This window comes from Paenibacillus bovis (assembly GCF_001421015.2).
Classification (GTDB): domain Bacteria; phylum Bacillota; class Bacilli; order Paenibacillales; family Paenibacillaceae; genus Saccharibacillus; species Saccharibacillus bovis.
Genome location: NZ_CP013023.1, coordinates 1,172,533 through 1,193,850, shown reverse-complemented (window position 1 = coordinate 1,193,850; position 21,318 = coordinate 1,172,533). Strand labels below are relative to the sequence as shown.

The following is a 21,318-nucleotide window of genomic DNA, read 5'->3' as shown; positions in this document are numbered from 1 at the left end:
GAAGATAAATGCAGATCACCATACCAGCCTCAGAATAAAGTAGGATTACTATCGCTTATTTCATGAAAAGCTGAATTCATTTATGGAGTGAATCTGAGTGTATTGGATAGGCTTTGCGTCGTTTTAGTTTACTGCTTGATCTTGTCCTGGTCAAAATATTCTTCCAGTGTCAGGTCTTTGGCAGTCACGTCCTGTGCCACTTCTTTGCCGACATAGCGGATATGCCATGGTTCCCAGGTGTACCCGGTAATAGCATCGGCGCCTTTTTTGTAACGGATAACGAATCCGTATTCTGCCGCATGCTGCTTCAGCCATTTGCCTTCGGCTGTTTTACCAAAGCTCTGTTCCAGTCCGTAACCGATACCCGGGCCGGATACATCGATAGCCAGACCCGTCTGATGTTCGCTTGTACCGGGACGTGCGCTGACACGATCGGTGTACGCTTTGCCTTTGGTTGCTACATTATTATTGTAAATGGATACCTGGCGTTTGTAGGAACGATAGCCGGATACCGCACGCAGATCGAGATCGTCAGACTTGGCTGCCTTAAACAGTTTTTCCAGTGCTCCTGCGGCTTCTTTGCGCATATGGCTTTTCTCCAGAACACCGTCATAAGAAAAGGCAACATCGGGAACGACCAGATCCGGCGGCTCATAGCCGTCCGGCAGATACCGATCCTTGTTCACAATAACGGTCATGGATTCCGGATTGGTTACTACGTCCTTGCCATCTACTTTTTTGATCGTGGATTGCAGGGAGCTTTCCTCCCGCTGCGCAGTCAGATCGGCACTTCCATCTGTAGAAGCACTGGTTTGTTTGCTACCGGCTGTCGACGGCTGGCCTGCCGTATTGTCCGCTGGAGCAGTTGTATTACTGCCTGTGCTACTGTTGGTTCCGCTGGCTGCAGTTCCTTCTGCCGCAGGTGCCGATGTACTGCCTGTCTGCGGAGCTGCTGCTGAATCGGTACTGCTGTCCGCAGCACCACAGCCTGCCAGCAGTAGACCCGATACTAGTACTCCTGCCGGAATCATCACTTTCCATCCTGTTCGTTTGTGCTTATCCATCATGATAAATCTCCTTTGCTCACTGCCTCCATCGGGAAGAAAACAGAGCCGGTTCTACCTACCGGCTCCATACGGTGATCCTTATTTTTTGCTCTGCCGGGACATATGGCGCTGCCTGATACGGTCAGCCACTTTGCGGCGTACTTCCTCATATCCATCCATGGCGCCTTTGACTTCGGGCAGCAATGTCTGCAGATCCGGCATCGTCTCCTCACCGGGAGAAGGCGTATATACAACCAGTGTAGCGTTTTTCTTTAATTGCTGCTGCCAGCTATTATTGGCATTTTGTAAATATTCCTCGACTTCCGTCAAACCTTCGCCCAGTTGATGCAATGTTCCTGCTGCAGCAGATTCTGCCAGCAGACTGCCCAGACTCGGTTCATCGGACAGGGTAGCTACCGCCTCGTCCTCCTGTTCGGAGACGCTCCATTCGGCAGGTGCCGGCAGCTGCTGTCCCCATTGCTGCCATATTTCGCGCAGCAGCTTGTCCGTACTCCAGCCAGCCAGATGCCAGGCAAGCAGCGGCTGGTGATTCAACTGCTCCCAGGCATGGCCCAGCAGCATCTGAATCTGCTGTTCCTCCGCTTGCCGATCATTTTCGGCTGTAAGATAAGCAGCCAGATCCTCGTTGGTATGCAGATACGGCGTACAAGAAGAAAGTACTTCGGCTACAGTCGCATCTGCTGGCAGTTCATGCACATAGTCCAGTCCGATCGCGGACAACAGGGACGAACTGACAGGAGATGATCCATCCTCGTTCGCTCCTGCTTCTTCCCGCAGTGCATCTCGCAGCAGCAAATATACCTTTTGCGCTGAGGCACTGAGACTGTTCAGCAGATGACGCTGTTCCTGTGCAGAAGGCGGCTGAATCAGAATTGTTACCGGTTCGCCGGCTGATTCCGTATCGCCCGACTGCTGGATTGTTCCGTGGATCATGCCCTCTGCAATGCGGCAGTCCCGGATCGTCCATTCCTGTGTACTCATTCGTCAGCCCCCCATTCTGCAGATTGCAGGGAGACCAGCTGCTTCAGCTCTTCATCCGACATTTCGGTCAGCCACTGCTCGCCTGCACCTACCACTTGCTCGGCCAGTGATTTTTTGCTTTCGATCAATTCATCGATCCGCTCTTCCAGGGTTCCCTGACAGATCAGCTTGTGTACCTGTACATTGCGCTGCTGTCCGATCCGGAAGACCCGGTCGGTCGCCTGGTTCTCAACAGCGGGATTCCACCAGCGGTCATAGTGAATAACATGATTGGCACGGGTCAGATTGAGTCCGACGCCTCCGGCTTTGAGTGAAAGCACGAATAACGGAGGTCCTTCGCCCTGCTGGAATAAACTGATCATCTCGTCACGGTTGGCTTTGCTGACACCGCCATGCAGGAAAAATGGCTCCTCGCCATAATGCTTGCTCAGACGCGCGGTCAGCAGCTCGCCCATTTCGACATACTGGGTAAATACAAGCGCGGCTTCCCCGCTGTCCCGAATCATATCGAGCAGTTCGATCAGACGCGCCATTTTACCGGAGCGTTCCTGCTTGCCTGTGTCCCCTTTGCCGGTGTTATGCAGCAGATATGGATGATCACAGATTTGCTTGAGTTTGGTCAGGGAAGACAGCACAATCCCTTTGCGCGTAATACCTTCGGTATTGCTCATGCGGCCCAGCATATCAGAGACGACGCTCTGATACATGCCAGCCTGCTCTACGGTCATATAGCAGTAGGACTTCAGCTCGATCTTGTCCGGCAGATCCCGGCGGATATCCGGATCGCTTTTGAGACGACGCAGCATAAATGGAGATACCAGCTTGCGCAGTGTCGACAGCTTGCTCTCCATTTCCTGACCGGCGCCTGTATTGTAGTTATGCCGGAACGACGAAGCTGTTCCCAGATAACCCGGATTCAGAAATTGGAAAATAGACCACAGTTCGCTCAGTCGGTTCTCCACCGGCGTACCGGTCATGGCAATCCGGTGCGGCGCATTCAGTTTCATAACGCTCTGCGCCTGCTTGGTGCGGTAGTTCTTGATATACTGCGCTTCATCGAGAATGATCGATGACCATTCGATCTGGCGCAGATCTTCGCCGTCCCGGCCAGCCAGATGATACGTGGTCAGCACAATATCATGCGATCGGGCTTCTGCGGCAAATTCCTCGCCGCGTGGACGACGACTACCATGGTGAATGTATAGCTGCATTTCCGGTGCGAAGCGTTCCAGCTCACGCTGCCAGTTGCCCAGCAGTGAAGTAGGACAAACGATCAATCTTGGCGCTGTCACCGGCTGGTCCAGCATACAGGTAATTACCTGGACGGTTTTCCCCAGACCCATATCATCTGCCAGACACGCACCAAATCCCAGATCCCGCATTGTGGCCAGCCACTGGAATCCCCGCTCCTGATAAGGACGCAATGTACCATGCAGTCCTTCAGGTACTGTTCGTTTTTCTACATCTCGCCATCCGCTGCCTTCCATCAGATTGGTCAGCATCGGATTGGTCTCGATCTCGAAAATATGCAGACCGTTCCAGAGTGCATCTTCTTCTTCGGCATAGATATGCATTAATTCATTAAAGGAAATCTCGCCTTCTTCATGACGACGGATAAAACGCAGCACCTGCTTGATCTCGTTCAGATCGACTTCGATCCAGCCACCATCAAGCGGAATAATCGGTACTCCGTTTTTGACAATCTCGGCCATCTCTGCAGCAGTCAGCGTTCTGCCATCCAGTACAGCCTGCGGTTCAAAGGATACCATCTGCTCCATCCCAAGTCGGGTATTTTCACTGGAGCTGCGGTTTTCCTGCGGCTGGGGTGATTTGACTTTCAGCTTCAGTCCTGCGCGCTTTTTGCCTTCGCGTGTCCAGCGCGATGGAATCTGTACGGTAATGCCTGCTTTGCGCAGGCGAGGAATATCTTCCTTGAGGAAAGCATAGACATCGCCTGCTTCCATCATGCCGCCGACCGGACTCGCCGTACGGATAAACAGCGACACAATAGGTGAACACTCCGCAGCACGTCCCAGCTGCATCAACAGACGCTGCTGTACCTGCTCATAAGTACGTCCCCGTACAACCATACGGGTCTCCGGCTGCTTCCACAGCATCGCTGCCGGCAGCAGCACAGCAGGATCGGATTCGTCGGTCGCCCAAAAGGACATCCGCCACTGCGGCAGCATATCCGACGGCATCTGTGCAGCTTTGGACTCCCGGTTCTCCAGCGGCGGTTCCAGACGAACGACGAGTCCCAGCTCGCCAATCCGCTCTTCCAGAACGCCTGCCTCGGGAAGAGGTACTTCCGCGCCATTATGATCCCGAATCTCTTCTTCCAGCTCTGCCATATCCTCTGCGGTGCCCTGAACAGCCAGTTCTGCTGTAGCATCGAACATGGTATTCCACCACAGATGTGCATGCGGAGAAGAACCTCTGCGATAATTTGCCTGGTATGCACGGAACTTGCCATAACCGGCATCCCGGAACATCCGGCGTACTTCCGCATCAATCATCGCTACCAGGAACGAGTGCAGCACTTCCGCCCGTGCCTGGGAAATGCCGGCCGGTTCGCCGGCTGCAAACAGTGACAGGGCAGATAATCCGATCATTGGAATCGACTCCGCCAGACGCGCGAACATTTCGCGGTCTTCTCCTGTCAGTAGCGGCTTCCATACACCGCGCAGTGAAGCCTGCGAGCTGCGTCTGCCTGTACCGGCAATGACGCGGCTATCCGGCAGAATCTTGCCTTCACGCAGCAGTTTTTCGGCGAATTTCGCAGCAATATGCCAGTACCGCATCTCTGCACCAGCCTGAATTCCCTGACGGGCTACCAGCTTCTCGTCCCATTCGAGCAGCAAATCATACGCCTGCTCGGCAGAGAGCGCCAGTCCTTCTACCATACGTCCTGGCAGCCTTTTATTGCGGCCAGCCCGGCGTGAGAATGTCTCTTTGGATGCCGTATTGACCGGGCCTGATTTCAGTTCGGCCAGACGCAGTCCGGATTGTACAAAAGGACGCCGCCCTGCAGGCAACTCCATTCTGCGCATTACTTTCATCCATGCATCCACTTTGGGCTCCGACATTTCACCGGAAAAACAAAAAAATACGTCTCCAATCCATATTCCATATAACGGTTGATCCATCATTGTCTCCCGTCCATCTCGGTCAAATCTTTACGATTGTAATAGTTAGTGTGTATTCTCATAACAGGATATTCCTCTCCTTACGGTAAGCAAGCCTTCAGGCCATCCTGTGCATGGCATCTGCTTTCTGGATAAATGCGAATAAAGCAGGTATCTTATCTATTATAAGGTTGGATGTTCGAAAATTCCATATACACTGTCAAAAATACAATAAATATCAGGAGGAAGATGTTCATGAGCGATGACATTTTGCTTGAAGTGATTGCGACGACTCCCGAAGATGCCCGGATTGCAGCCGCAGCAGGAGCCAACCGCATCGAATTGATCGCCTCCCAGCAGGAAGGCGGATTGACTCCTCCACTCGATCTAATACAGCAGATTACAGCCGAGAGCCCTATACCGGTTAACGTCATGATTCGTCCACACAGCCGCAGCTTTTATTATACGCCGGAAGAGTTGGGACAAATGGTGCATGATATCCGGCAGATCGCTGCGCATACACAGGCTTCGGCGCTGGTACTGGGTGTACTGAATGCGTCCGGTCAGATCGACGAACCGGCTCTGCAGCAGCTTCTGGCAGCAGCGGACGGGCTGCCTGTTACTTTTCACCGGGCTTTTGATGAAATTGCGGATCAGGAACAGGCGCTGTATACACTGTCCCGCTACCCGTCTATCACGCGTATTCTGACATCGGGCGGTCAAGCTTCTGTACTGGATGCAAAAGATACCATTATCCGGCTGAACCGGATTGCCCAGCAGCAGCAGATTGGCCTGATCGCTGGTGCCGGGCTTACACTGGAATCGCTGGACGAGTTTGTTCGCGGGACCGGCGTACAGGAAGTCCATCTGGGCAGCGCTGTCCGGCAGGATAGCAATATTCATCTGCCTCTGGATGCAAAGCGCATCCGCCAGGCCAAAGCAGCCTTGTTAGTCAGATAGTACGATGTCTACTACAATGTCTTCATCCTACACAAATATACCCGGCAGGCAGGTTATGATACTGCTTGTCGGGTATATTTGTGATATTTATAAATTCAGGTTTGATTTCTCATGCGGTGGTTCTGCATTGCTATCCGCGCTGCTCCGACCATACCGGCCTGATTGCCGAGCAGGGCAGGCTCCAGCAACACCGGTCTGCCGCCCAGTTCATCAATACGCTGGATCAGCAGCGGCCACCATGTTTCACGTGTAACAATAACGCCTCCGCCAATAATAACAGCCTGCGGATCAAAAATCTGATCCATATTGATAATGGTACTCGCAAAATCGTTGATCCAGTTATCCAGCAAATAACGGGCTTCGGCATCCCCTGTCCGCGCGGCATCCATCAGATCGGATAATCCCCAGCCAGCATGGTAATCGGCCGCAATCCGGTTCAGTGCCTTGCCGGAAATATACTGCTCCACACAGCCCTTTTTGCCGCAGTTGCATTGACGACCTCCGGGATGAAGAATCATATGCCCCAGCTCACCGGCGCCGCCGTACTGTCCGGAAATAATCTCGCCGTAATGAACGAGCGCTCCACCCACACCTGTTCCGATCGTCAGCATAATCCACGAACGAATAACTGCAGCTGCACCGATCCAGTCTTCACCTGCCGCTGCTGCATGGGCATCATTGACTGTATAGACCGGCAGACCGGTCGATTCCATAACGCGCTCTGCCAGATGCAGCCCTTTCCAGCCGGGGAGATTGTCGGTGGCATCGATAACGATTCCTTTTTCCCGGTCGATCCGGCCAGCAGATCCGATGCCGATACCATGTATAGTAATAAACTGCTTTTTTATACTGTCGTAGACGATACTTTTTAATTCATTCGCAATATACAGAACACGGTTCAGGATAAATTCAGCACCCTGCTCCGCCTGTGTAGGCAGCTCCATTCGCTCAATCATCTGACCTTGTTCATTCACCAGGGCACCTTTGATCCCGGTACCTCCTATATCTATACCTATCCAGCAAGATTCCATATTGATCATCTCCATGAGCTTAAATGTGTTATGTAATAACAGGGATCTATATCATGTTATCGTGTATTTTTAGTGAAAAAGTTAGCTTTTCACTAAACTCCCGACCCTATCTATTATACGCTATTCGCGTACTTTTATAGCAAATTCCATTATTTACTTATAAAGGAATATCAAGCGGGGTAGGCTGCATCGTTCTACCCGTCTGTAGCAAAAAAAGAGCATACCGCCATTTGTCCGGCGATATGCTCTTGCTCATATGAATTCTGTTAGCCACTCTCTTCCTGCAACCGTTCAGTCCTTACACTGTTCAGACTCGCAGGGTCAATTCCTCCAGCTGACGATCCGCAATACGGATTAGTATATTTCCACTGCTATCCTCCACACTCCAACCTGTTTGTCCCGCGATCCATTCATCCAGCGCAATCTGCTGCAGCTGATCAATGGCAGACGGCATAAACTCAGGCTGACGAAGGGTAAAGCAAACATGCTGGCGCTTCACCCGGTAACCATCTTCCAGATAACGAAGCGACAGGGTCAGAGCCCCGTCTGATCCACGGGCCTCTACATGCAATCTGGAGTAATGGCCATTCTCATGGGCAAAAGTCTCTCCATCATCTTCATACAGCGTATATTCGGCATGGAAGGAATCAGTAGCTTGGGCACCGTAAATATGGAAATGAACCACATCATCTACCCGATCGTCTGCCGCGTGCTGACGCAATTCGCCTTCGGCAACAATAGCTCCGCCGCGCACATATATCGGCATCACTTCCAGTGGAGCATGGGCCAGAACAGTCTGTCCGCCTGCCTGCTTTGCACCAGTCCAGTAATCATACCAAGTGCCTTCCGGCAAATAGACGGTGCGGTAATCGGTATCTGGACGATAGACCGGAGCCACCATAACATCCGGACCGACCAGGAATTGATCACACAGATTGGTCACTTTGGGATCTCGTGGATATTCCAGCAGTACCGGACGCAGGATTGGCATCCCTGTTTGGGACGATTCATAAAACAGATTATACAGATGCGGCATCCAGCGGTAGCGCAGACTGATATACTCCCGGATAATCCCTTCCAGCTGCTCGCCAAACGACCACGGCTCCTGTCTCACGGTTCCAATAGAGGAATGATTACGGCAGTACGGGAAAAACACACCCATCTGTGTCCATCGTACCAGCAGCTGCCCCGAGGCATGATGGGCAAACCCGCCAATATCCGGTCCGGCAAAAGGCAGTCCGGATAATCCCATATTCAGGATCATCGGCATTGCCATCGCCATATGCTCCCAGAAGCTGCGATTATCCCCTGTCCAGATGGCGGCATAGCGCTGAATGCCGGAATATCCCGCCCGTGTCAGTACAAAGGGACGCCTGCCATCCATATGCTGCTTCATGCCCTCATAGGTGGCTTTGGACATCAGCATGCCGTACAGATTGTGAACCTCTTCATGCGTGACCGGATTGCCGTCATTGCGGTGCATCACATCGGGGTCCATCGTTTTCAGCTCATTGAAAACAGCCGGTTCGTTCATATCATTCCAGATGCCATCGATACCGAGCGAAGTGTAAAAGGCATGATGATCTCCCCACCACTGCGCTGTTTTGGTATCCGTAAAATCCGGGAATGCGCTGATACCCGGCCATACGCTGCCAAAATATATATCCCCTTCCAGTCGGCGGCAGAAATGGTCTTCCTGCACACCTTCGCGGTAGATCGGATATTTGGGGTCCTGTTTGACACCGGGATCGACAATCGGTATGATCCGAATGCCCATCTCCTTGAGCTTCGCAATCATGCCCTGCGGGTCGGGGAAACGAATCTTGTCAAAGGTGAACACCCGGTATTCATCCATATAATGAATATCCAGATAGATCACATCACACGGAATATTTTTGTCGCGGAAGCTGTAGGCAAGCTCCATTACTTCTTTTTGATCCATATAGCTGTACCGGGACTGATGATAGCCCAAGGCCCATTTGGGAGGCAGTGCAATGCGGCCAGTGAGTGCAGTATACCGGCTCACTACATCCTTGATCTCCGGACCATGGATAAAATAAATATCATACGCGCCGGTCGTGCATCCTATCGTATAAGAGACACCATAAGAGCGCATATCAAAATCCGAACGACCCGGATTATCCAGAAATACGCCGTAGCTAGAATGGGAATGCATATGAATCAGCAGCGGGATCGATTCATACAGCGCTTCGATCTCCGGCATATGCGGCGCGTACACATCCGTATTCCACATCGTATAGCGCTCGCCGCGCTTATCCAGAAAGCTAGATTTCTCACCCAGACCATAGAAGTGAGAATCTTCCGGCATACTAAACTGTGCATTCACAGCACCGCGCGGCGTCCAGCTGACTGTTGCCTGGCGGGCAATCTCATGGCCTTCTTGATCTTCCACAATTAGTGCAAACGTTTGCTTATCAAGCGTAACTGTAATCAGCTCGGTACGAAAAACCAATTCCTGCTCATTTTCTTCTATACTGGGGACGATCTTTCGTTCCTGTGGCAGTACGGCAATTGTCGTGGACAAATCAATACCGTCTGTCCCAAATACTTTAAAACGAAACTCTGCTTCCGACAAAAAAACCAGGGCAGCGCCAGCCATCTGTCCCTGACAAAGATAGACACCATCCTGCTCTTTCCAATTTTGCAGCTGACCGAATGAACTCCAGACTTCCTGGATCATCTGATGATCTGCTTTGTCCGGATGTATCGCTGCGCTCGTATCCTCCATCATAGTGTATTCCCTCCGTTTGTAGTGGTGTAGTATGAACTGCGGAATGACTGATTCTGCTGAATATACTCCTGCTATTATCACTATCCCAATAAGAGTCTGATATGTGCGGATTATCAAAGCAGATTGAGCTATATTTCTCTTGTTAAATGGCTATGTACATTCCATGCTATGTTGCATCATATCATTTGTGGTAGCGTTTGCACAATAGTGAATATACAGTTGATTTCTTTGTAAAATAAACTCTTTTTGTTGCAAGAGTTTCTACACCGTCTTATACGTACATTGGTGGGATACACTTTTTTATTCAGCAGCAGAAGCGCCATTTCATCATAAAATAAGCAGCCGGCAACAAGTGCACCGGCTGCTTGATCTTTTTATTTGGCCATTCATATCGTACCGATCTGTTAACGCAACTGTAGATTGACCCATTGCTCCTGCATTTGCTGCAGCATGCCCTGGCGATCCAGTTCGCCAGCCAGGTAAGCCTGCATGGTGCTGGCATAATCCTTGCTTAATCCCATCGGGAATTTCGGGAAAATCCATGGCAGAATCTTGCCTGCGTTATTGTACTTCACTATATCCGCTCCGATCGGTCCAAGCTGCTTGTCGGAGGTCTGGATATTTTTGAAAGCCGGAATGAACTTGAATTCGTCAGTAATATAATGCTTGCCTGTATCCGAGCTGACGAGCCAGTTCAGGAACTCTTTGGCTTCGGCTTTGACAGGTGAGTTTTTGTTAACGACCCAGTTATTCGGTACACGTACAAAGACACGGTCGTTCTCTTCCTTGTTGTTATTGATCGGCATCGGCATCAGGCCAATATTCATATTCGGCTTGATACCGTCGATCTGTACCTGGGTCCAGTTGCCCTGCTGCATCATGGCAGCTTTGCCGTTGGCAAACAAGGTTACCTGAGTATTGTAGTCTGTAGTCAGCGGATTCGAGTTCCCGTATTTGACCATCAGATCGAGCAGATTGAGCCATTCGTCGAATTTCTCATTGCCCGGAATCTGTGCTGTACCGTTATCCAGCTGCTTCAGGAATGCATTGGGATCATCCTGATGGGAAAATGGAATGGTCACATTATGATTGCCCAGTACCCACCACTCCTGGAATCCGTTTGAAAAAGGAGTGTAGCCTGCTGCTTTGAGCTTCTCGCAAGCAGCACGCAGTTCATCAATCGTAGTCGGCAATTCGGTAATGCCTACTTTTTTGAAAATATCCTTGTTGTAAATAAATCCGTAGCCTTCCAGACCGTTCGGCTGACCATAAATATGGCCATCCTTGCTGATCTGTTCAGCAGCGCCGTCCACGATATTTTTGACCCATGGCTGATCAGACATATCTTCGAGATATTCGAGCCACAGATTCATTTCCTCATCGCCGCCATTGGTGAAAATATCCGGTTCGTCACCGGCAGCGAATTTGGCTTTGAGCGAAGCAGCATAATCCGCTCCACCGCCGACCGACTGAATCTCCAGTTCCACATCGGGATGTTGTTTTTCATATTCCGCTTTGAGCTTGTTCAGGGCGTCTGCGATCTCGACTTTACCCTGGTAAATATGGATCACTTTTTTGCCATCAGCGTTTACATTGCCGCCTTGCTGATTCCCGCATCCGGCAATCAGCACGGACAAGCTGAGCAGCAGGGTAAGCGGGACAAGCCATACTTTTTTCATTGAGGGTCCTCCTGTCTTTCTGGGCTTGGCTGGCACTATACAGGATATCCTGTCCGGCATGGTTACGGTGGTCAGTGCGAATATCCTGCTTATTCATTTTGCATATGGAATAATTAGATCAATGATAGGTTGCGCAAATCATAGGCTAACGAATAGTAACGATAAATCTTATCCTTTTACCGATCCGGCAGTAATTCCCTGGATAATATAACGCTGCAGGAACAGGAAGAAGATAATGATTGGCGTGATACCCAGCACAAGGGCTGGCAGCGCCATATCCCACTGCTTGGTATATTGTCCAAAGAAGCTGTACGTTGCCAGCGGAATCGTGCGCATCTCCGGGCTCGACAGCATCAGGGACGGCAGCAAATAATCATTCCAGATCCATAGTGTATTCAGAATAATCACCGTCACGAACATCGGCATCATCAGCGGGCAGACGATACGGAAAAATACACCGTAACGGTTGGAGCCATCGACCCGTGCCGCCTGTTCGATCTCCAGCGGTACATTTTTGACGAATCCATGGAACAGGAAGATCGACAGCGGAGCACCAAATCCCAGATAGCTGACGATCAGACCAAGCATGCTGTTACTGAGGCGATAAGCGCTCGCCATCTCCATCAGCGGCAGCATGATCGATTGAAAAGGAATTACCATCGCTGCGACAAGTACAAAATACAGAATCCGGTTGAACCTGCTCGGATGACGCACCATCTGATAGGCTGCCATGGCGCTGATCAGCACCAGCAGCAGATTGCTCACGATAGTAACGATCAGCGAGTTTTTGAGCGCAGACGGGAAGTCGATTGCTTTCCACGCATCTACATAGTTGCTCCATACGAACTGCTGCGGCCAGGACGCCGAGTTGGACAGAATATCACCAAACGATTTGACCGAGTTGATAATCAGAAAATAAAACGGGATCAGAAATACGAGTCCCAGTAAGATAACGATAATTTCCAGAATCAATGTACGGGCGCTGTATTTGCTTTGTACGTCCATTACATTTCAACCTCCCTGCTCTTGGTAGCACGTACCTGAATACTCGTAATGATCGCGACGATGACGAAGAAGATAACCGCTTTGGCGGTACCCAATCCGAGACGGTTATTGGTAAAGGCTTCATTGTAAATATCCAGTGCGACCGATTCGGTAGCCTTGAACGGTCCGCCGCCAGTCAGCGCGAGGTTCAGATCGAACATTTTGAATGCCCAGGAAATTGCCAGGAACAAACAGATCGTTACCGCCGGCATAATCAGCGGCAGGATAATATTGCGAATCACCTGCCAGCGACTGGCTCCATCAATCTCGGCGGATTCCAGTACATCCTTGGGAATATTGTTCAGCGCGGAGATATAGATAACCATCAGATAACCGGCTGTCTGCCATACAAATACGATAACAATGCCCCAGAAGGAAGTCGCCCGGTCACCGAGCCATGGCAGATTGAACAGCGTCCAGCCTGTCGCTTCCCCTACAGCAGCAAAACCACGGATAAAGATAAACTGCCAGATAAAACCAAGCAGCAGACCACCAATCATGTTCGGCATAAAGAAGACTGTTCTAAGTATGTTTCTCGTGCGAAGCGGTTTGGTCAGTAAGTACGCGAGGATAAATCCAAGCAGGTTGGTCACTATGATGCCGACAACGGTGAATCTGACGGTAAACCAGAACGCGTTACGGAAATCGGGATCTTTGGTCAGGATGTGGGTATAGTTCTCAATTCCGATCCAGTTGATCTGGCGGGAGATGCCGTTCCAGTCTGTGAAGGAGTAATAGACGCCCAGGAAGAAAGGAATAATAACAATGAGAATAAAGAAAAATGTAGCAGGTCCTACAAATACAAGCTGCTGAATCCACTGCGACAACTTGCGCTGGCCCGATGTCCGGGTAACATGGCGTGTTGTCTGAGCCGCTCTGGTATCGTTCATATTTCCAACCCCTTTGATAATCGACTTTTTCCATATTCTTATTCGCAATATATTGTTATATACCCAAAGATTGTAAGAATGATGACATTTGGATTTCTTTTTTTGTAAACGCAATCATTTCAGACAATTCAGTAATATTCGAATCACTCCAGAACCTTGTCGCACGATGGTTAACAAAATAATATTTTTCTAACCTTTACAAGAAGCCATACTGCGGGTATATAAAGAGAGTACGGTTATTTGTACTACTACATACCCTATCAAAGGAGGCAAAACTTTTGGCAAAACTGAATATTTACCGCTGGCTCAACGTGCTGGGAATTGTGGGTGTGCTGATTGTCAATTATATGGCAAGCGCGCTTACCCTGTTCGGAAGAGATACAGGCGATATCTCGGATCAGTATGAACTGTACATCACTCCGGCAGGCTATGCTTTTTCGATCTGGTCGCTGATCTATGTGCTGCTGATCGGATTTATTATTTATCAATTCCGTAATACAGATGAGAGCCGTGAATCGGTAGAAGCGATCGGACCATGGCTGTTCCTCAATTCGCTCTGTAATATGGGTTGGCTGATGCTCTGGCATTCGCTCGAACTGGAATGGGGCGTACTCGTGATTGCCCTGCTGCTCGTGACCCTGATCATTCCTTATCTGCGTATCCGCAAAATCGTTCAGCCCACGATGGCACAGATTCTGCTGGTGAAGCTGCCCTACAGCATTTACATGGGCTGGGTATCGATAGCGACGATTCTGAATACCGGGATCGCACTGAACAAAAATCAATGGGACGGCTTTGGATTGTCACCGACTGTCTGGTCAGTCATTGCTTTAGTAGGCGGTGCGCTGCTCGCTATTATTATCAGCTACCGCTTCCGTGACAGTATCTATCCGCTGGTATTCGTCTGGGCGTATATCGCGATTGCTGTGAAGCACCCGGATCTTCCGGTTACTCACTGGACAGCACTGATCGCTGCTATTCTGCTATTTGTATACGCGATCTGGATCTTCTTTGTCCGTAACAAATCAAGGGATTAAGATTAATCTTCCTGTCAAAAAGGCTGCTCTCCGATGATGGAGAACAGCCTTTTTATGTAGTGTATGGTGTAGTCGATGGTGCAGTAATAGCTATGCCGTTCTGGTAATCATGTCTACATGATTCAGACCAAGTGGCAGGCAACCCAGTGGTCATTGCCCGCATCACGGAATACAGGTACTTCTTCCCGGCAGCGCTGCTCGGCAAATGGACAGCGGGTATGGAATTTGCAGCCAGAAGGTGGATTTGCGGGGCTGGGGATATCACCCTTGAGTACGATACGTTCACGTTTTAGCCGCGGAATAGGAACCGGTACAGCCGATAACAGCGCTTTGGTATACGGGTGCAGCGGATGACGGAACAGCTCATCCCGTGAAGCCTTCTCGACCATCGAACCGAGATACATCACTCCGATCGTGGAGCAGAGATGTTCCACGACACTCAGATCATGGGAGATGAACAGATAGGTCAGTCCGCGCGTCTCTTGCAGATGGCTGAACAGATTAATAATTTGCGCCTGAATGGATACATCCAGCGCAGATACGGGTTCATCCGCAATGATCAGATCCGGGTTGAGAATCAGCGCCCGGGCGATCCCGATCCGCTGCCGCTGTCCACCAGAGAATTCGTGGGGAAATCGGTCAATATGATAGGAGGACAATCCGCAGGAAGCGAGCACCTCCTGTACCTGCTCCCGTACTTCTGCCGGAGAAGCCAGCTCGTGATCCAGCAGCGCCTCGCCAATCGCATCACCGATCCGTACGCGCGGATTCAGCGAACTATAAGGGTCCTGGAAAATAAGCTGCATCCGCGGACGCAGCTGGCGCAGCTTGGGTTCGGATAGCTGATACAGATCGACTCCCTTGAAATGGACATCGCCTGCGGTCTTGTCGGTCAACCGGATCGCGGTTCGTCCGACGGTGGACTTGCCGCTGCCGGATTCGCCGACCAGACCGAACGTCTCACCAGGACGGATAGTGAAGCTAATATCATCTACAGCCTTTACCTGGCCCACCGTGCGACTGAACAATCCTGATTTGACCGGAAAGTACTTTTTGAGATGCCGGATATCCAGCAGTGCTTCAGACATGAGCAGCCGCCTCCTTTTCATACAGCCAGCAGGCTGTTTTTTGTCCCTGCTCCAGCTCTCGCAGTGGCGGCTGCCTGTCCCGGCAAATATCCATGCAGTGCTCGCACCGATCATGAAAATAGCAGGATTCCGTCAGCTCCAGCGGATTGGGCACGTATCCCGGAATCGAATAAAGCGCCTTTTGCCGCTGATTCATGATCGGCTTGGAGCGCAGCAATCCCTGTGTATACGGATGACGCGGATTCTCGAACAGCTCTACGACTCCGCCTTCCTCCACTACTTTGCCGGAGTACATCACGATCACATAGTCTGCCATCTCGGCGACAACACCAAGATCGTGGGTAATCAGCAGAATCGACATGCCCCGCTTTTCCCGGAAACTGCGCAGCATATCGAGAATTTGCGCCTGAATCGTCACATCCAGCGCGGTCGTCGGCTCGTCGGCAATAAGCAGCTTGGGCTCGCAGGAGATAGCAATCGCGATCATGATCCGCTGCAGCATACCGCCGCTCAGCTCATGCGGATAGGCGCGCAGAATCTGCTCGGGACGGGAAATGCCCACTTCGGTAATCAGCTCCAGTGCCCGCTGACGGGCCACTTTGCGATTTAATTTCCGATGAATCATTAGCGGCTCAGTCAGCTGTTCACCAATCGTCAACACCGGATTGAGTGAAGACATCGGCTCCTGAAAAATCATCGAAATTTCATTACCCCGGATCGCGCGTAGATGATTGCGGCTGAGTTCCAGCAGATTCTGCCCTTCGAATTCGATAGCTCCTCCAGCGATTTGTCCGACCGGCTCCTCAATCAGTCCCATTACGGATAAGGCGGTAATACTTTTGCCACAGCCTGATTCACCGACGATGCAGACGATCTCCCCCGGTCTGACGCGGATACTGACATCATCGACTGCTTTGACTACTCCTTCGTCTGTCTGAAACTGCGTCCGCAGATTACGGATATGCAGCAGATTGTTTGTCATGGTGTCACCTACTTTCTCTGCTTCGGATCGAGTACATCCCGCAGTCCATCCCCGAAGATATTAATCGCAATAACAGTAATAAATATCGAAAAGCCTGGCGGTACCCATAGCCATGGCCGCTCCTGAAAATCGATCATATTGTTGGCTGTATCAATCATATTGCCCCATGTAGGTGTAGGCGGCATCACACCGAGTCCGAAAAAGCTCAGTACCGACTCGCTCAGAATCGCTCCCCCGATATTCAGGGTCGCGATCACGATCAGTAGCGGTACCAGATTGGGCAGCAGATGATTCACCAGCTTGCGCCGATCACGCAGACCGAGTACGACGGTAGCCTGCATAAATTCACGCTCGCGCAGCGATAGCAGCTGACCACGAATCATTCGTGCCAGCGAAGGCCAGCCGACAAAGCTCAGAATCAGCATAACGATATACATCCGGTAATCGGAAGGCACTTTCCATTCGGATAACAATGCTCCGAAAATAAACAGCAGCGGCAGACTCGGAATCGTCAGCAGCAGATCGGCGATCCGCATAATGATCTGATCCACTATTCCCCGGTAATACCCGGCAATCGCACCCAGCAGAGTTCCGATAAAGACCGACAGAAACATCGAGGCAATACCGACAGTCAGAGAAATCCGGCCGGCTTGCATAACCCGGGTCAGTACATCCCTGCCCAGCTTGTCCGTTCCCAGCCAGTGATGGATATTGGGCGGCCGGTTCATCATACTCATATTGACCTTGCTGTCCGTATACGGGGAAAAAAGCGGCCCGATAAAACAGATCAAAAACATACCGATAACTACCGCCAACCCGGCAATAGCCAGCTTGTTGCGCAGCAGTTTGCGCATGGATTGACGCCAAAGTGACGATTTGGCTGCACGCTGCCGGGTGGCAGGTACGCCTGTTATTTCAGCTTGTATGGAAGGCATAGACTTTTCCTTTCCCATTCTGATTGTATGGCTGCCCTCCTAATTCAAGAGAAATAGCTGCCTATACAGCAGAATGCGTGGTACGAGAGCATTTTATTTTGAAAAATCCTGTTTATTCGGAATCCGGTTTGGCTAGCATGACACAGCTTATACATTTATTTCAGCCCTCTACAGCTTCACCCGTGGATCAGCCGCATGATACAGGATATCCGACAGCAGTGTACCTATCACGGTCAGCACTGCGATAAACATCGTGAATCCCATCAACAGCGGATAATCCCGTACGGTAAAGGACTGCATATACAGCTGTCCAATCCCCGGCCAGTTGAAGATCCGCTCAATAATAAGCGAGCCGCCGAACAGCGCGGGCAGTTCGAAGCCTACCAGTGTAATAGCCGGCAGCAGCGCATTGCGAAGCGCATGAGTGAACAGTACCCGGCGTTCGCTCAGCCCCTTGGCACGGGCGGTACGAATATAATCCTGCTTGATCACGTCAATCATATTGCTGCGGAAGTAGCGGGTTAAGGAACCGACTCCGAGCAGCGTCATAACGATCACCGGCAATGTCATATGCTGCACCACTTCCCGCACATAGGCCATACCGGTTGCATTACTGCCAGTCGTCAGCATCCCGCCAGGCGGCAGCCATTTCCAGTCTACGGCCAGAATCTTGATCAGGAACAAACCGATAAAAAAGGACGGAATCGACATGGCCGCGAAAATACCGATCATGACCAGCGTATCGAACCAGGAATACCGCCGATACGCTGCAATCACACCGATAATCACTGCAATCACCCAGGTCAGAAAAGTCGATACGACAGCCAGCAAAAAGGAATTCCAGATATACTGGTTGAACAGGGTCAGTACCGGCTGCTGCTTATCCAGCGAATACCCGAAGTTACCGTGAAAAGCCTGGTTCATCCAGGTCAGATAACGCTCCAGCAGCGGCTTGTTCAATCCATACAGCTCACGCAGCTCCGCTTTGCGTTCCGGACTTAATTTGATATTGCCGGTAATAAAATCCCCCGGCGTCATCGCATAAAGAGAAAAGATCAACAAGGACGCTGCCAGCAGAATCAGGATCGTATAGGTCAGACGACGGGTCAGATACGCACCCATGGACTACTCCCCTCTCTGTATTCAAACATAAGATATGCCTGCAGATTATTTCAATGCCCACTGCGGTACACTCGAAGCAATACCATTGAACGGACTTACCGTCAGATCGTTAATCCGTCCGTTATAGGCATATACAATCTTTTTGTAATTGGTAAAAATCACCGGCAGATCATCATTCAGTAGCTTGAACAGTTCGGCATAGATCTGTTTGCGTTTATCCAGATCATTGGTCGCCAGCGCTTCATTGTACAGCTTCACGAATTGCGGATTATCGTATCCCTTGATCTCTCCATCGAGGAATTGGACCAGTCCGTCCGACGGATCGGTCAGCATCGGTGTGGAAAAGGAAGCCAGATCATAATCTCCACCTTCCACTTTGGATGCCAGCGAGTTGTAATCTGCGAATACCTCCGGCTGAAAATCGATACCAATCGCCTTGAAGTTTTCTTCCGCTACCGCGATAAACACGTCGGTTTGTGCGCTTTTGGAACCCAGATAGTGCAGGGTCAGCTTTTGTCCATTTTTCTCGCGGATACCGTCGGCGCCAGGTATCCAGCCTGCTTCATCCAGCAGCTGTCCGGCTTTTTCCGGCTCATAGGCATACGGATTAATCCCATCTTCCGTGTATGCCCATGAGATCGGCGGTGCCGGAATATTGGCGATTTGTCCTGCACCTTGGTTGGCATCCACATAGATGCTCTGGCGATCCAGCCCATAAGCGATGGCCTGACGTACCTTTTTGTCCTGTAGAGCCTGATGTTCCAGATTCACCTGCAGGAAACTATACGTACTCGGTGTATACGGCAGAATATTTACGAAGCCCAGACTTTTAAGCTTGTCGATATTTTCCTGGGTGGCGCTGAATGAAGCAAAGTCGATCTCGCCAGTCTCTACATACTGCCAGGTATCGCCTTCGGAAGTTTTATAGATAAAATTCTTGGTTTTGGGTTCGCCCTGGAAATAATACGGATTCGCAGTGAAGCGCACTTCCTGACCAGGGATAAATTTCTCCAGTACATACGGACCGTTACCGACCGGTTTTAGATGAAGATCCTTGATGTAATCCAGATGACCGAAGCGATAATCCTTGCCATAATAAGCTTTAGATAATACATCGCTGCCGAGTGTCAGCAGGGCGGTCGCATTCGGCTTGGCGATAGTTACAGAGATGGTCTGCGGATCAATAATCTTGATCCCGGAGATATGATCTGCTTTGCCTTCGTGATATTCCTGGCCTCCCTTGATACCGAGCGTCGGAATCAGGGAATCGCCATCATAGGCTTTGTCATGCAGAATCGTCCAGGTAAAGGCTACATCCTCAGCCGTTAATGGAGAGCCATCGCTGAATTTAAGATCTTTTTTCAGATGAAACGTGTATGTAAGTTGGTCTTTGGATAATTCCCAGCTGTCCGCCAGACTAGGCGCCGGCAGCCCTTTGTCATTGGTAGTTACCAGCGGAGCGAACATTAACGAAGAGACATTGCCATCATAACCACTCTGGTGAAAATACGGGGTAAAGGCTCCGCTCGGATCGGTCAGTGCCATAATGATCGTATCGGTTCGCTGCTGGGCTGTCGCTGGAAGTTTCGATAGATCGGGTGCTTTGAAAAGACTTGTTAACGCAGCAGGCTGCTGGGTGGCAGAATCTGTACCTGCTGCCGATGTGCTGTCCTGCGCTCCTCCGTTGGAGCATGCTGTAAATAATAATGAAGCCAACAGCACGCCGGATAGTAAAGTTGCACTTTTTCTCATTGATCCTACTCCTAAAGTATATTATTCCGACCTATTAACTAGGTAAAGTCGGTAAGCCCTATTATAGAAATCGTATCCAGTAATGTAAATAGATAGCGCACTTAAAATCATTTATGGAAAAAGTAGCATAACCACTCTACTTCTATTGCTGCGAGTTATCTTCAAAAAATAATGCTATTCTTACTCCCTCTATCATTTACAAATAAATTGAATATCATTCCGTTTAAAGGCTTATGGCGATTTTTCCCCTTGTAGAACATCATCTGAACTACGCAAAAAGACACTGCCTGATTATGCGGCAGTGTCTTTCTTTATTTCATTTTGCAATTAACCCCGTACGATTCGGTGAGAATTCTTTTTATTTTTTCAGTGCAATAACTTCGATCTCTACCAATGCATCCTTCGGCAGACGGGCTACTTGTACTGCGCTGCGTGCCGGATACGGCTCTTGGAAGAATTGACCGTAAATCTCGTTCATCGCTGCAAAATCATTCATATCCTGCAGGAAGACAGTCGTCTTCACAACCTGATCGAGGCTGCTGCCGGCTGCTTCCAGTACAGCAATTACATTTTGCAGAGCGACACGTGCCTGCTCCTGTACGCCTTCTGCCATATCTCCACTTACCGGGTCCAGACCAAGCTGGCCGGACGCGAAAATAAACATGCCTGTATCAATTGCCTGTGAATACGGACCCAGCGCTCCCGGTGCGCGGTCTGTTGCTATAGGTTGTTTGCTCATAAGAATATGCCCTCTTTTCCTGAATTGAAGTCTGTTGTTTCGCTATCATGTAACTCCCCTTATTCTAAAGGGCAGTCTACAGCTTGGCAACAGCGTCACTTGGCCTGAATAAAGCAGGTAGGAGGATCCGATCT

At 50.3% G+C, this 21,318-nt stretch carries 16 protein-coding genes; 2 read left to right on the top strand and 14 right to left on the bottom strand.

Annotation, left to right across the window (positions count from 1 at the left end; translation table 11 throughout):
• Nucleotides 1-128 precede the first annotated feature (128 nt).
• The 3 genes from AR543_RS05085 to AR543_RS05075 form a co-directional block, all read right to left on the bottom strand.
• Nucleotides 129-1,067, bottom strand: a complete 939-nt coding sequence (locus AR543_RS05085; RefSeq protein ID WP_082472126.1) for a M15 family metallopeptidase — start codon at nucleotides 1,065-1,067, stop codon at nucleotides 129-131.
• A gap of 78 nt (nucleotides 1,068-1,145) precedes the next feature.
• Nucleotides 1,146-2,048 carry a hypothetical protein gene (locus AR543_RS05080; RefSeq protein WP_060532379.1) on the bottom strand — a complete coding sequence of 301 codons (903 nt, stop codon included), beginning with the start codon at nucleotides 2,046-2,048 and terminating at the stop codon, nucleotides 1,146-1,148.
• Nucleotides 2,045-5,194 (bottom strand): DEAD/DEAH box helicase, encoded by a 3,150-nt coding sequence (locus tag AR543_RS05075; protein WP_060532378.1) that lies wholly within the window; start codon nucleotides 5,192-5,194, stop codon nucleotides 2,045-2,047. Before AR543_RS05075 ends, AR543_RS05080 begins: the two co-directional genes overlap by 4 nt.
• A gap of 234 nt (nucleotides 5,195-5,428) precedes the next feature.
• Here AR543_RS05075 and AR543_RS05070 point away from each other — a divergent pair, with 234 nt between their 5' ends.
• Nucleotides 5,429-6,133 (top strand): copper homeostasis protein CutC, encoded by a 705-nt coding sequence (locus AR543_RS05070; RefSeq protein ID WP_060532376.1) that lies wholly within the window; start codon nucleotides 5,429-5,431, stop codon nucleotides 6,131-6,133.
• A gap of 95 nt (nucleotides 6,134-6,228) precedes the next feature.
• Here the strand turns inward: AR543_RS05070 and AR543_RS05065 are convergent, their stop codons facing one another.
• The 5 genes from AR543_RS05065 to AR543_RS05045 form a co-directional block, all read right to left on the bottom strand.
• Entirely contained in the window at nucleotides 6,229-7,164 is a 936-nt protein-coding gene (locus AR543_RS05065; protein ID WP_060532374.1) for an ROK family protein, read from the bottom strand.
• A 307-nt stretch (nucleotides 7,165-7,471) separates the two neighbouring features.
• A complete protein-coding gene (locus tag AR543_RS05060) occupies nucleotides 7,472-9,916 on the bottom strand; it encodes a glycoside hydrolase family 31 protein (protein ID WP_082472123.1) in 2,445 nt (814 codons plus the stop codon).
• A gap of 404 nt (nucleotides 9,917-10,320) precedes the next feature.
• Complete coding sequence (locus AR543_RS05055) at nucleotides 10,321-11,595, bottom strand: ABC transporter substrate-binding protein (protein WP_060532373.1); 1,275 nt, start codon at nucleotides 11,593-11,595, stop codon at nucleotides 10,321-10,323.
• Nucleotides 11,596-11,763: 168 nt separating this feature from the next.
• Nucleotides 11,764-12,600, bottom strand: a complete 837-nt coding sequence (locus AR543_RS05050; protein ID WP_060532371.1) for a carbohydrate ABC transporter permease — start codon at nucleotides 12,598-12,600, stop codon at nucleotides 11,764-11,766.
• A complete protein-coding gene (locus tag AR543_RS05045; protein ID WP_060532369.1) occupies nucleotides 12,600-13,529 on the bottom strand; it encodes a carbohydrate ABC transporter permease in 930 nt (309 codons plus the stop codon). Before AR543_RS05045 ends, AR543_RS05050 begins: the two co-directional genes overlap by 1 nt.
• Nucleotides 13,530-13,807: 278 nt before the next feature.
• On the opposite strand from AR543_RS05045, the gene AR543_RS05040 reads away from it, so the two are divergent.
• Entirely contained in the window at nucleotides 13,808-14,566 is a 759-nt protein-coding gene (locus tag AR543_RS05040; protein ID WP_060532367.1) for a TspO/MBR family protein, read from the top strand.
• Nucleotides 14,567-14,688: 122 nt separating this feature from the next.
• Here the strand turns inward: AR543_RS05040 and AR543_RS05035 are convergent, their stop codons facing one another.
• The 6 genes from AR543_RS05035 to AR543_RS05010 all read right to left on the bottom strand — a co-directional run bounded on the left by AR543_RS05035 (nucleotide 14,689) and on the right by AR543_RS05010 (nucleotide 21,184).
• Nucleotides 14,689-15,654: an ABC transporter ATP-binding protein gene (locus AR543_RS05035; protein WP_060532365.1), complete on the bottom strand. Its 966-nt coding sequence runs from the start codon at nucleotides 15,652-15,654 to the stop codon at nucleotides 14,689-14,691.
• Entirely contained in the window at nucleotides 15,647-16,636 is a 990-nt protein-coding gene (locus tag AR543_RS05030; RefSeq protein WP_060532363.1) for an ABC transporter ATP-binding protein, read from the bottom strand. The genes AR543_RS05035 and AR543_RS05030 overlap by 8 nt, the downstream gene beginning before the upstream one ends.
• Before the next feature lie 8 nt (nucleotides 16,637-16,644).
• Complete coding sequence (gene opp4C, locus AR543_RS05025) at nucleotides 16,645-17,571, bottom strand: oligopeptide ABC transporter permease (protein ID WP_060536645.1); 927 nt, start codon at nucleotides 17,569-17,571, stop codon at nucleotides 16,645-16,647.
• A gap of 168 nt (nucleotides 17,572-17,739) precedes the next feature.
• Nucleotides 17,740-18,693, bottom strand: a complete 954-nt coding sequence (locus AR543_RS05020) for an ABC transporter permease (RefSeq protein WP_060532361.1) — start codon at nucleotides 18,691-18,693, stop codon at nucleotides 17,740-17,742.
• Between the two features lie 45 nt (nucleotides 18,694-18,738).
• The gene (locus tag AR543_RS05015; RefSeq protein WP_060532359.1) at nucleotides 18,739-20,445 is read right to left on the bottom strand and encodes an ABC transporter substrate-binding protein; all 1,707 of its coding nucleotides are present in this window, start codon (nucleotides 20,443-20,445) and stop codon (nucleotides 18,739-18,741) included.
• A gap of 358 nt (nucleotides 20,446-20,803) precedes the next feature.
• Nucleotides 20,804-21,184 carry a RidA family protein gene (locus tag AR543_RS05010; protein WP_060532357.1) on the bottom strand — a complete coding sequence of 127 codons (381 nt, stop codon included), beginning with the start codon at nucleotides 21,182-21,184 and terminating at the stop codon, nucleotides 20,804-20,806.
• Between the last annotated feature and the right edge of the window lie 134 nt (nucleotides 21,185-21,318).

What these genes read in the sequence shown, in the direction of transcription:
- AR543_RS05085 (WP_082472126.1), bottom strand. Translation starts at nt 1,067, where the DNA reads ATGATGGATAAGCACAAACGAACAGGATGGAAAGTGATGATTCCGGCA.
- AR543_RS05080 (WP_060532379.1), bottom strand. Translation starts at nt 2,048, where the DNA reads ATGAGTACACAGGAATGGACGATCCGGGACTGCCGCATTGCAGAGGGC.
- AR543_RS05075 (WP_060532378.1), bottom strand. Translation starts at nt 5,194, where the DNA reads ATGGATCAACCGTTATATGGAATATGGATTGGAGACGTATTTTTTTGT.
- AR543_RS05070 (WP_060532376.1), top strand. Translation starts at nt 5,429, where the DNA reads ATGAGCGATGACATTTTGCTTGAAGTGATTGCGACGACTCCCGAAGAT.
- AR543_RS05065 (WP_060532374.1), bottom strand. Translation starts at nt 7,164, where the DNA reads ATGGAATCTTGCTGGATAGGTATAGATATAGGAGGTACCGGGATCAAA.
- AR543_RS05060 (WP_082472123.1), bottom strand. Translation starts at nt 9,916, where the DNA reads ATGATGGAGGATACGAGCGCAGCGATACATCCGGACAAAGCAGATCAT.
- AR543_RS05055 (WP_060532373.1), bottom strand. Translation starts at nt 11,595, where the DNA reads ATGAAAAAAGTATGGCTTGTCCCGCTTACCCTGCTGCTCAGCTTGTCC.
- AR543_RS05050 (WP_060532371.1), bottom strand. Translation starts at nt 12,600, where the DNA reads ATGGACGTACAAAGCAAATACAGCGCCCGTACATTGATTCTGGAAATT.
- AR543_RS05045 (WP_060532369.1), bottom strand. Translation starts at nt 13,529, where the DNA reads ATGAACGATACCAGAGCGGCTCAGACAACACGCCATGTTACCCGGACA.
- AR543_RS05035 (WP_060532365.1), bottom strand. Translation starts at nt 15,654, where the DNA reads ATGTCTGAAGCACTGCTGGATATCCGGCATCTCAAAAAGTACTTTCCG.
- AR543_RS05030 (WP_060532363.1), bottom strand. Translation starts at nt 16,636, where the DNA reads ATGACAAACAATCTGCTGCATATCCGTAATCTGCGGACGCAGTTTCAG.
- opp4C (WP_060536645.1), bottom strand. Translation starts at nt 17,571, where the DNA reads ATGCCTTCCATACAAGCTGAAATAACAGGCGTACCTGCCACCCGGCAG.
- AR543_RS05020 (WP_060532361.1), bottom strand. Translation starts at nt 18,693, where the DNA reads ATGGGTGCGTATCTGACCCGTCGTCTGACCTATACGATCCTGATTCTG.
- AR543_RS05015 (WP_060532359.1), bottom strand. Translation starts at nt 20,445, where the DNA reads ATGAGAAAAAGTGCAACTTTACTATCCGGCGTGCTGTTGGCTTCATTA.
- AR543_RS05010 (WP_060532357.1), bottom strand. Translation starts at nt 21,184, where the DNA reads ATGAGCAAACAACCTATAGCAACAGACCGCGCACCGGGAGCGCTGGGT.